The sequence below is a fragment of the Psychrobacter sp. genome, from assembly GCF_041554015.1.
Taxonomy (GTDB): Bacteria; Pseudomonadota; Gammaproteobacteria; order Pseudomonadales; family Moraxellaceae; genus Psychrobacter.
Genome location: NZ_JBFFMS010000011.1, coordinates 50,131 through 61,562, shown reverse-complemented (window position 1 = coordinate 61,562; position 11,432 = coordinate 50,131). Strand labels below are relative to the sequence as shown.

The following is an 11,432-nucleotide window of genomic DNA, read 5'->3' as shown; positions in this document are numbered from 1 at the left end:
TGACCCCTGCCGTCAATCCCGTATATATAAACTTGGGAGATTTTGATTACGCAGCCTGACGATAATAATCAAACCACACCTGTCTTGGCGATTTATAGCCTAAACCCTTTTGAATCCTAGTCTGATTATAATATAACTCAATATATCCAATGATATCTCTGATAGCTGCAAACCTTGTTTTATAGTCTTGGTGATATACTAGCTCGTTCTTCAATATGCCCCAGAAGCTTTCTATGGGTGCGTTGTCAAAGCAGTTGCCTTTACCGCTCATTGAACCTGTAAACTGATGCTGCTTGATGATCTTGTGGTAAGCATGGCTACAGTACTGACTGCCTCTGTCTGAATGAACGATTAGCCCTTTGCTTGGACGTTTATTCTTGATGGCCATGTTCAATGCTTTGCATACTAGATCTGCGGTCATTCGCTTATTGATCGCATAGCCGACCAGCTCTTTGGTATATAAATCTTTGACTCCCGCTAAATACAACCAGCCCTCAAGCGTCCAAATATAGGTGATGTCACTGGCCCACGCTTGGTTAGGGCGACTGGCATCAAACTCTTGATCCAACACGTTTGGATAGACCAGTTTGTTGTGATTGGAGTCGGTGGTGACTTTAAAGCGTTTGTGGCGACGGCATTTGATGCTGTATTCCTCTTTGATGCTTCTGACCATGTAGGGACTGATGTTATGACCTTGCTCACTTAGATGCGCATGCAGACGCTCAACACCATAGCGCTCATGAGTTTCACTGTGAGCGGCTTTAACGAGTAGCTCACAATGGTTGCGATGTATCTGCTGCTCGCTGATATCGCGACTCAGCCAGTCGTAGTAACTTGAATGCTTAACCCTTAGCACGCGGCACATAGTGGTGATGGTAAAGAAGTGCTGGTTATCTTTGATGAAGGCGTACCTGACTAGCTGTTTTTCGCGAAGTACGCCGTCGCCTTTTTTAATATCTCTCGCTCCTCTTCGGCAACTTTGAGCTGTCGTTTGAGCTGCTTTATTTCTTGAAGAGCTGTCATAAGATCAGGGTCGTATTGCTCTGTGCCTTTGAGCTTGCCTTGGTTGGCTTTGTTATGCCAATTCGATAGCGTTTGCATGGCAATGCCAAGCTGCTTTGCGGTTGCTGAGATATTGCCATTATTGTCTGATATCTTCTTAACGGCTTCAGCTTTAAATTCTGTGCTATAGGTTCTTATTTTCTTGACCATGATAAACTCCGATTAATATGCTTAGTTTACCAAGTTTACTTGTACGGTTTCTTCAGCATAGCTCAGTATGCGACTTCTGTTGTCGCTTTAGACATCAAAACTGGTGAAGCGCGCTGGGTTCAGCAGTTTGTTCATCATGATCTGTGGGATATGGATACCCCTGCTCAGCCAACTTTACTTGATTTAAATACTGCCGATGGCATGCAGCCTGCTCTTGTAGTGCCAACCAAGCAAGGTGATGTATACGTACTAAACCGAGCAACAGGTAAGCCTATTATTCCGATTAAAGAGCGTCCTGCGCCTCAAGGCTATCTGGTCGCAGGTGAATATGCAGCACCAATGCAGCCTTACTCTGGTTTAAGCTTTGAGCCTGCACCCCTGACTGAGAAAGATATGTGGGGTGCCAGCCTCATTGATCAGATGATGTGCCGTATTGAGTTTAACAAACTAAACTATGACGGTCGTTATACACCACCATCGACTAATGGCAGTTTGGTCTATCCTGGTAACTTTGGTACATTCAACTGGGGCGGTATCGCTGTCGATCCTGAAAATGGCGTGATGTTTGGTATGCCGACCTACTTGGCATTCACATCAAAGCTTATTCCTAGAGATAACCTTGGTAACACGGAAACAAACAAAGGAGAGCAAGGGGTTAATACTAACGAAGGCGCAGATTACGCTGTAGAGATGGGACCATTTTTATCACCACTAGGCGTTCCGTGTCAGCAGCCACCTTGGGGCACAATAGCTGGGGCTGATCTAAGTACGGGTGAGATTGCCTATCAACGTAGAAATGGTACCGTGCAAGATTTATCGCCTATACCATTGAAATTAGAACTTGGTGTCCCTGGTATCGGCGGACCGATCATTACCAAAGGTGGCTTGGCATTCTTGTCAGCCGCTACTGAAAATAACTTTCGCGCTTATGATTTGAAAAATGGCGACGTGTTATGGAATGTTCGTATCCCAGCAGGTGGTCAAGCCACGCCTATGACTTATCTAAATTCTAAAGGTGAACAGATGGTCGTATTAGTGGCTGGTGGACACGGTTCAGTTGGCACAACTATTGGAGATTATGTTGTGGCTTATAAACTTGCTGACAAAGCCAAGTAACGTCATACCTTATCAATAAATCGACAATGATTTGATTCATTGCCGCTTTATTACTAGGATATATCTTTGCTTAAGCTGACAATTTAAAGTAATACGTTCCGATTAGATTATCGGTATAGCAGGAACCTAAAATAATAGTTAAATCGTTTAAAACGCTAAAGCCAGACAGCATAGCTTAGTCTGGCTTTTTTGTATTTAGTACCCTTATACACCGTTCAAACTGAATGCGCCGATACAGACCTTACTGCTTTTAAATCACTACCGCCAAATCCGTCAATTTAGCCAATACGATATCTGGCGAAGATGTCTCAAGCTGCTCTTTGGTCTGCGCGCCTGATAGAACACCAATACAAAGACCGCAATTGGCATTTTTACCTTCTTCAATATCGATACCACTATCCCCTGCTTTTAGTACGTGCTGCGAATCCTCAATACCAAACTTATCCATCGCCAGCACAAACATATCTGGCGCAGGGCGACCATTAGTCACATCATCGGCTGTAATCAGTGCATCAATCTCGCGGCCCACTGACCATCCTAAGATAGACAAAATCTTATTGGCAGTCGTTGCATCGTAGCCGGTGTTTAAGACTACCTTTCTACCCGTTGCTTTTAGCTTGTTAAACAGCTCCAACATGCCATCAAAGGGCATCAACGTCTCTGCTGTATAAGCCTCTGCTAAACTGGTTTTAAAGATCATAAATGCCGTATCGGTAAGTGACTTAACCTCATCCTGAGCGATATCCAATTCATTTAGTATGTCATTGATAGCTTGGCGTTTTTCCTTGCCAGCGCCAAACTCTAAGCAGATATCCAAATCAACTGCTTTATCCGCTTTATCCTCATCGCTAAGCGCTTGATTAATCGCATCACGTACCGTTTTATAAACGAGATTGTCCTCATTGACAGTGGTGCCTGCCATATCAAACACGCACAGTTTAATATGCTCAAATTGCGCTTTAATACTATTTATATCTGTACTCATTATTTTGACTCCAATACTAGATCAATTAATTCTTCACCAAATGCAAAGCCTGTCGAGGCACCAGTGCCGCCAGTGACAGAGCCGACAACCACGCCTTTTTCTGGAGTGGCTTTAAACACAACATCGTCTGCGCTGGGATAAACACCTAGCCAATGCTGGACAATGTCAATCTCGCCAATATCCATCACTTTATGGAACTCGTTAATGATTAAATCATCAAGACCCACGTCCCTAAATGGCAACTCTCTATCGCTATAGTCGTGGCTATCACCAATGATGAGGGAGCCATCAGCGGATTGCACCACGATCAGATGGACGCCTGCTTTGCGCTCAGCTGACTGGACATCGTCTAATAAAGCAATCAACCCTCTTGCTTCAGGTAATTGGGCAAAGCCATCATAACGAGCAAAGCTTAAATCCGACATCACCGCGGTATTTAGCTTAAATGGTTTTTTTGGCATGACGCGCATCATATTGAGCGTGCAAATTTTGGCATTGGCCTGCGCTAACGTCTCAGGATACAAGCTATGAAAATCTGCACCGGGACACACCACACAATGCTCTGCTTGCAGCGTACCTCGGCTGGTATAAATCTGAGGTAACTCGATGGAGTGCACAATGGTTTTATTATAAAAATCTACCCCGTGCGCTTGATGTAACCAATTGGCCAATTTGCCAATGGTAGTTTTTGACTCAACTCTAAGCTCATGAGGGCTATACAGCACCCCCAAGCCGTCTTTAAGATAAGGGGCATTTGTAGCTATTTCAGTTTGCGTCAGTAAGCGACAAGACGCGCCCATCTCTGTCTCTAAAAACGCTTCAGCGACATCCATCGCCTCTGGGCGTTGAATAAGCATATGCAAACCACTATGCTCCACCTCAATACCTGCTTTGGGTGCTATATCTGCCCAGACATCACGCGTATGCATGGCTCGTTGCCAATGCGTCCCGCACTGCTGACCACTCACGGTGACAAAGCCAAAATTACGTACCGACGCGTCTTTGTTTTGTGACTCACGCTCGACCAGTGCCACACTCAGCCCTTTTTTCACCGCAGCATAAGCGCTTGCAAGACCGACAATACCACCACCGACTACCACCACGTCATATTTTTTTTCAGACAATTTGCTTGTTAACTGCACTTTGATGTTCCTTATTCTTAGAATGTAAAATTAGAACTTATATCTCAAATTTAGCTCACACTGGTTGCAACGCTTATAGCTTTTGACCGTGAAAAAATGCCCTATGCTTATCTAATAATTCAGCGGTGAGTGGCTCAGCATACGTTTTTACATTTTTGATTTGGTTCTCAGATGCAACAGTTTCACCGTCATAGATAATATTTGGATATATTTCTAACAGTTGCGGTCGCGCATTTTTAACGATGATTTCTGCCATTTTCATCGCATTCTGATTGGTTTTATCGCCTTTATCGATGACAGCAACTGACTCACTCAGCGTATAGTTGCCTTCGCTTGGATCGATATAATCAATGGGCAGTCCTTCTGCTTTATTAACGACGGCTTGATGACGCATACCAAAACCAATGGGCACCTCACCTGCCATGACTTTCTTCAATGGACCTGACCCTGATAATTCTAAATTTGGTCCAGCGTTGTCACGAATACGATTCATGAGTGTTTGCCCCTCGGCATCCATGCCATACGTGGCCGTGATATTTTGCACAAATAACCAACCGGTCGATGAGCCATTGGGATCAACCATGGCGATTTTGTTTTTATAAATTGGTTTTGCCAAATCTTTGGCACTGGTTGGTCTAGGCAGGTTTTGCGCGGCCATCTCTTTAGTATTTAAAATGATTGCTCCAGTAAAACTTAAGATGGGCGCATAGTAACTAGGTACTGCGACTTGGGGATTGACCTCAAAGCTGACATCCTTAAACATCGAATGCTTTGCCTGCGCGCTCTCTAGATAAAACGAGCTCATAGTGACCAAGTCTGCCTCTGTGTTTTTACCTTCCGCCAATAAACGCCCGCCCAGCTCACCGGTGCCAAAGGACTGGAATATATATTGACCTTCATAGCCTGCTTGATCTAGTACCTCTTGAATGACTTCTACCGCTTCTTCGTCGGCATTGCTATAAATGATGACTTCTTCTGCGCTACTTTCCTCTGAAGAAGCTGAGCTACAACCTACCAATGTGAATCCGAAAGCAAGACTTGCCATTAACGTTTTGAGTGAAAACATTATGTATCCTATATATTTTGTTGAAGGTTTAATTATTAGAAGTTAGTTATTAAAAGTGGCTTATATAAAACTTATCGATAGATTAAACAGCCGTTGCGGTAACAGCTTTTTCGGTGGTTATTTTCGATGTACCGTACAGTCGTCTGCTATGTATATGACGGATAAAAGCAAACAGGATCAAGGCGCAGATATTGGTCAGCAATATCATGAGCGATAAGATAAAAATCTCATCAAAGCGCGCAAAATGCTGCAACTCGACGATTTTGGTGGTAAGCACCATGGTTTTGGCACCAGAAATAAAGATAACCGCACTAATCGTCACCATGGCACTGATAAAGTAGAAAGACGCCACCTCGATTAAGGTAAAAAACGAGTTGGGAATCACCACGCGCCGTAGCGTCGCAAACCACGAATCACCCAGTAAGCTCGCCGTCGTCTCCCAGCCTAGATTCATTTTAGCCAGTGCGTTTTTACTCATCAGATAAGGGGTGGCGAAGTAGTGAATGATATTGCTTATCACGATAATAAAAATAGTATTGGCGACAGCAGAGCCTGAAAACATCATAAGATAAGCAATACCCACCACCATCCCTGGCACGGTATTGGTCACCAATGCTGAGCTCTGGATACTGAATTTACCAACTTTGAATAAGCCCGAGCGCTCGCATAATAGCGCTGAAAAGTAAGTGATTAAGGTACCAAAGACAGCTGTCAATACCGCGACGATGAGCGAGTTTTTATAGACGCGCATAAGATTGGCAGACTCTAAAACCTTGCTGACGGTTTCTGTACTGAACTGCATTTGATAAGGCCATGTCTTGATCCATGGAATGATAAATATCACCGCAAAGACCATCAGTAAACAAAACAAGATAGCGCTCGATAATACGGCTAATGCTCGGTCTTTGGTTTTCGAAGAAGGCAGGTCGATATTTTCAACCGAATCATAACGGACATTAAAACGCGCGACATACCAGAGTGTGGCAATGCTCAATATCGATGGAATGAGCATAAACAGTGCAACCACCGCCCCTTTTTCAAACGAAGGCGATGCCCCTAGTATTTGTGTATAAAGCTCAGTAGCGATGACCTTATATTGCCCACCAATGGACGCTGGAATGCCAAAGTCGGTAAAGGCTAAAAAGAAACACTGAATCATGGCCGCGGCAAAGGTGCCAATCAATGGGCGAATGACCGTCATGTCAAACTGGCGCAGAGACGAGTCGCCCATTAATTCTGAGACGATCACGAACTTTTTGTCTAAATACTGAAAGGTATTATTGAGTAATAAAAAGGCGATGGGTAAGGTATAAATGGTATAGCCAAGCCACATTCCTTGAAAGCCATATATATTTTCAAACAGCTGAAAGCCGAGTATTTGGGTCAATAAACCTTGCTTACCAAAGGTATAAATAATAGCAAAGCCATAGGTCACCGTTGGCAATAACATGGGCAATAAGGCGGCAACTTTGATGACCTTTTTAAAGCCCTTTGGTAAGTTGGTCCAATGCACGGTATAAGCTAAGATAAAAGCAAGCATGGTGGCACTAAGCGCACTTATTGTCGCTACAAAAAAGCTATTAAACATCACCTGTTTAAAGCTATCACTACTTGCGATACTCTTATAATTATCTAAGCCAATGCCATCACCGACATTGAATGACAGCGCCAGCATTTTACCTAAGGGTACGAACAAAAAGGCGATGAATAAAATCGTCACAAATAGCCAAATGGCTTTTGCTTGGGGTGGATTACTAAGCTTCATAAACGTCCAAAACAATCAAATGGTCAGGTTTTTACTGAATGACAGCTATAGTCAGTATTTCAGTTGCCGATTCAGTCACTGCAAGCTGTTACAAAATCAGCCTTTTGCAGTATCTTTTGACTTTTGCTTATCATGGACAGTGATAACTTTAGAGTCAGTAAGACGGGGACTAATCTCAGCCTCATACTGTCCATAGTTTTGGGTTTGAGTGTATTTACTTAGCGGATCAGCTTCAGAGATACCGTTGGCAAATAAGCTTAAGATATTGCGACGTTTGATATTGAGCTGATTTAGAATGAAGTTGGTGACAAAATCATTGGCAGGATTGTGTATGATTTCAGCGGGTTCAGCGAACTGCGCCACTTTACCATCTGATAGCAGTAGGATGCGATCAGATAACGTCATCGCCTCTTCTGGGTCATGGGTGACAATCAAGGTAGTTAGCTGATAGCGCACGGCAATCTCACGAATGCGCTCTTTGACGGTTTCCTTAATCACCCCATCTAATGCTGACAACGGCTCATCTAACAATAGTATTTTGGGTTTCATGACCAGCGTACGTGCCAGCGCGACACGTTGTTTTTGACCGCCTGATAGCTGATGAATACGCTTATTTAGATGGCCTTTGATGTCGAGTAAATCGACCAGCTCATCAACTTCTTGTTGTGTACTGACACTAGGATTGTTACGCAGACCGTATTCGATGTTTTGTTTGACACTCAGGTTGGGAAATAGTGCATAGTCTTGAAAGACGATATTAAACCCTCTTTGTCTCATAGAGACGCGGGTAATGTCTTCGCCGTTATAGGCAATACGGCCGCCATTGATGTCGGTCAACCCCAAAATCATATGCAGTAAAGTAGTCTTACCGCAGCCAGATGGCCCTAAGATGGATACTATCTCACCCTTGTTAATTTTGAGGGAGAGGTCATCAAAGATCACTTTTCCATCATATTTTTTTGTCACACCTCTGAGCTCTAGCATATCAACCAACCCAATCAATTTTAATGAACAATTTAATGATTTATTTTGCATAGGTCGGTAGTTTAGCTAGCCATTATGACAGCTTGGTTAAGGTCAGATGACAATCTGATGACATAGTTACTCTGAGAGGGTTACCCTGATATGGTGCGCTAGTGTGTATTGAGCTTAAGTATAATAAGGAGCGATTATCTAAGAAAAAATATGCAGTCAAAAACAAAAAATCCAGACAACATAGGCTGTCTGGATTTTTATACCGCATCTCTTATCGGCTATCTAAATCATTTGACTATAGCGCATTACCCTAGGGTTTTGAGGATCGCTTAGAGCCGCGAGCTTTTACAGGGCGCTTGCCATTTGCAGCAGGTTTTCCCTTGCCTCCGCCCTTTTTACCCTCCCCAAAAGGACGACTGTCCTTACCTCTAGAGCCCGCTGGTTTTTTGGCACCATCCTTGGAGTATTTAGCATTTGGCTTTGCTGTGCCTGTTGATTTTGAAGATTCTTTTGACTTTGACGCGGTATCAGTACGAGGTTTTTTTCTTGGGTTATGACGAGATTTCTTAGCCGAAGTTTTGTCTTCTGAAGAAGAGTCTTCTATGGATTTTAGTAAAGTCGACAACTCATTTGGGGTTAAATCTCGCCAGTCGCCAACGGGAAGACCCTTAAGACTCACGTTCATAATCCGTGTCCGCTCAAGCTTCACGACTTCATAGCCAAAATGCTCACACATACGGCGGATCTGACGGTTTAAGCCCTGTACTAGCGTGATGTTAAATACGGTAGGCGCCACCTTAGTCACAGGGCATTTTTTCGTCATCTTCCCCAAAATAGGCACACCACCTGCTAAACCCTCAATAAAACTATCGGTTATCGGCTTATTTACCGTCACCGAATAATCTTTCTCGTGATTATTACCGGCACGTAATACTTTATTGACCAAATCGCCATTACTCGTCAAAAAGATAAGCCCTTGGGAATCTTTATCCAAGCGCCCAATCGGGAAAATACGGACACTGTGTCTTACAAAATCGACAATGTTGTTTTTCTCAGAGCCCTCTGTGGTGCTCACAATGCCGACTGGTTTATTCAATGCAATAAAAACAAAATCATCGGCTTCTCGTGGCTCAATCAGCTGACCGTTCACTTTGACCGTATCTCCAGCCACTACTTGCGCGCCGACTTGAGCACGCTTGCCATTGATATATACATTACCTTGTTCAATAAAGCGGTCAGCATCGCGTCGAGAACAAATACCGCTTTCGCTGATATACTTATTTAAACGAGTCGAGGAAGCGTTAAACATAAAGCACCGTTTTTACCTAATAAAAAGCTTTTTTGCTAAAAAAAGACCTAAAATGAATGGATTATCAATAACGAGATGGCTTACATTATATAGCAGATTTAGTGCTCATATCGGCAGAGAGGGACAAAACCTAGAAATATATGTCCAGAATCATATAAAGTGGGATAAGGTCGATAGTGCTTTTTTATAGCGCCAAAATTTAAACACGCCAAGAAATAACAGGTAATATATAAACAAGATGTAGCGCTCTATATAGCGCAGAAAATTTCAGCATAGGCGATATTATTTGTTTTACTCATCTCAATGAACTTGAATACGAAAAATCTAAATACGAAGAACAGACCGTTAAGGATAATTAAACCACAGGAGCATGTATGTCTGCGACCAAAGAAGAAATAACGGCCTTTATGGCATTAGAATTCCCTCAAACCAAGTGCAAAGTAGAAGCCGTAGGCGATAATCGCTCAACCTTATCGCATGAGATCGGTATAGACGAGCTACGTCCCGGTGGCACGGTCTCTGGCCCTGTATTGATGAGCATTGCTGATGTCGCGCTCTATGTCGCGATACTGGGTAGAATTGGCATTGTACCCTTGACAGTAACAACCAGCCTTACTATCAATTTTTTGCGTAAGCCCTCAGCAGCAGCACGCATTATGGCTGATTGCACCTTGTTAAAAGTAGGTCGCACGCTTATTGTAGGCGAGGTTTCTTTATATTCAGAAGGCTCTAGCGACTTAGTGGCACATGTTGTTGGCACATATTCTGTACCGCCCAAACATAATTAAGCCATGGTCTCACAAGATTTTCTATGCAATCATATTTTGAGCAATAAGACATATAACGATGGATAATCAGCGCAGCCCTTTAAAGAGGAAATAACATCCCACCACGGTTAACAATAGCGCAAAGCACTTCTTTAAGAGCTCTGGTGATAGGATATGAGCGACTTTTGCCCCTAGCTTTGCGGTAAAAAAGCTCATGATACTGATGCCTAAAAAGGCGTAAATATGCACAAAACCAATGGTATTGGGCACATTGACTTGCTGCTGCATCCCAAAGAACATAAAGCCTAATGCCCCAGAAATAGCAATCGGCAGGCCACAAGCTGCTGAGGTGCCAACGGCTTTTTGCATTACAACACCATAACGCGTGAGATAAGGGACCGTCAAGCTGCCGCCGCCAATACCAAAAATGGCAGAAGCAATGCCAATCACCCCGCCTGCTGCGAGTTGCTTAGGTTTTGAGGGCAGCTCTGTATTAGCGTCCTTAGCATGGCTAGCGATCTGTTTTTTGCCACCGAAAAACATCTTGTAAGCGACCCAAAGCAAAAATATGCCAACGATAAGCTGAAGATACAACCCTGATATCTGTCCTGCAATGCCTGCCCCTAAAAAGCAGCCTATCGCTAAGCCTGGGGTTAGGTTTTTAAAGACAGGCCACATAACGGCACCTTTTTTATTGTGCGCCATGAGCGAGCTGATAGAGGTGATAATAATGGTCGCCAATGATGTCCCTAATGCCAGATGCATGATATTGTCAGGACTGTAACCCATTTGCGTAAAGACGATGAATAGCAGTGGTACGATAATCGTACCACCGCCAACACCAAATAGCCCCGCAGCAAATCCTGCTAAAGCGCCTATGATTAAAAAAATGATTAATTCCACGGGATAGTTACTTCTCGGTTAAATGATAGTTTTATAGTCGAGGCAAAATAAAATGGATACCTTATCTGACAACCTAAAACGAGGGTAAATTTTCTAGCTTGCAGTACCTACGCCGATAAAGGCTGAAAACTTAGGCTAAAAAACTTACTTCCGTCTCACTGTACCTTTTTTATATTAAACTGACTATATTTA

Annotated in this window: 10 protein-coding genes; 2 read left to right on the top strand and 8 right to left on the bottom strand. The window is 43.3% G+C overall.

The window, feature by feature from the left end; genetic code table 11:
* Positions 1–46: 46 nt before the first annotated feature.
* Positions 47–1,212 (bottom strand): IS3 family transposase gene (locus tag ABYU67_RS05100; protein WP_372843926.1). Its coding sequence is split into 2 segments (ribosomal slippage): positions 47–954 and positions 954–1,212, totalling 1,167 coding nucleotides; the frame shifts between segments, so codons are not numbered across the junction.
* Between the two features lie 39 nt (positions 1,213–1,251).
* On the opposite strand from ABYU67_RS05100, the gene ABYU67_RS05095 reads away from it, so the two are divergent.
* Positions 1,252–2,328 (top strand): hypothetical protein, encoded by a 1,077-nt coding sequence (locus ABYU67_RS05095; RefSeq protein WP_372843925.1) that lies wholly within the window; start codon positions 1,252–1,254, stop codon positions 2,326–2,328.
* Positions 2,329–2,578: 250 nt separating this feature from the next.
* On the opposite strand, the gene ABYU67_RS05090 is transcribed toward ABYU67_RS05095, so the two are convergent.
* From ABYU67_RS05090 to rluF, 6 genes are all read right to left on the bottom strand, one after another.
* Positions 2,579–3,313 carry an HAD family hydrolase gene (locus ABYU67_RS05090; RefSeq protein WP_372843924.1) on the bottom strand — a complete coding sequence of 245 codons (735 nt, stop codon included), beginning with the start codon at positions 3,311–3,313 and terminating at the stop codon, positions 2,579–2,581.
* Positions 3,313–4,455 carry a TIGR03364 family FAD-dependent oxidoreductase gene (locus ABYU67_RS05085; RefSeq protein ID WP_372843923.1) on the bottom strand — a complete coding sequence of 381 codons (1,143 nt, stop codon included), beginning with the start codon at positions 4,453–4,455 and terminating at the stop codon, positions 3,313–3,315. Before ABYU67_RS05085 ends, ABYU67_RS05090 begins: the two co-directional genes overlap by 1 nt.
* Before the next feature lie 73 nt (positions 4,456–4,528).
* The gene (locus tag ABYU67_RS05080) at positions 4,529–5,521 is read right to left on the bottom strand and encodes an extracellular solute-binding protein (protein WP_372843922.1); all 993 of its coding nucleotides are present in this window, start codon (positions 5,519–5,521) and stop codon (positions 4,529–4,531) included.
* Between the two features lie 82 nt (positions 5,522–5,603).
* Positions 5,604–7,286, bottom strand: a complete 1,683-nt coding sequence (locus tag ABYU67_RS05075; RefSeq protein ID WP_372843921.1) for an ABC transporter permease subunit — start codon at positions 7,284–7,286, stop codon at positions 5,604–5,606.
* Between the two features lie 96 nt (positions 7,287–7,382).
* The gene (locus ABYU67_RS05070) at positions 7,383–8,270 is read right to left on the bottom strand and encodes an ABC transporter ATP-binding protein (protein WP_372843920.1); all 888 of its coding nucleotides are present in this window, start codon (positions 8,268–8,270) and stop codon (positions 7,383–7,385) included.
* Between the two features lie 301 nt (positions 8,271–8,571).
* Complete coding sequence (rluF, locus tag ABYU67_RS05065; protein WP_372843919.1) at positions 8,572–9,570, bottom strand: 23S rRNA pseudouridine(2604) synthase RluF; 999 nt, start codon at positions 9,568–9,570, stop codon at positions 8,572–8,574.
* A gap of 374 nt (positions 9,571–9,944) precedes the next feature.
* Between rluF and ABYU67_RS05060 the strand changes: the two genes are divergently transcribed.
* Entirely contained in the window at positions 9,945–10,358 is a 414-nt protein-coding gene (locus ABYU67_RS05060; RefSeq protein WP_372843918.1) for a PaaI family thioesterase, read from the top strand.
* Between the two features lie 66 nt (positions 10,359–10,424).
* Here the strand turns inward: ABYU67_RS05060 and ABYU67_RS05055 are convergent, their stop codons facing one another.
* Positions 10,425–11,240, bottom strand: coding sequence for a sulfite exporter TauE/SafE family protein (locus ABYU67_RS05055; protein WP_372843917.1), 816 nt, complete (start codon positions 11,238–11,240; stop codon positions 10,425–10,427).
* Positions 11,241–11,432: the final 192 nt, after the last annotated feature.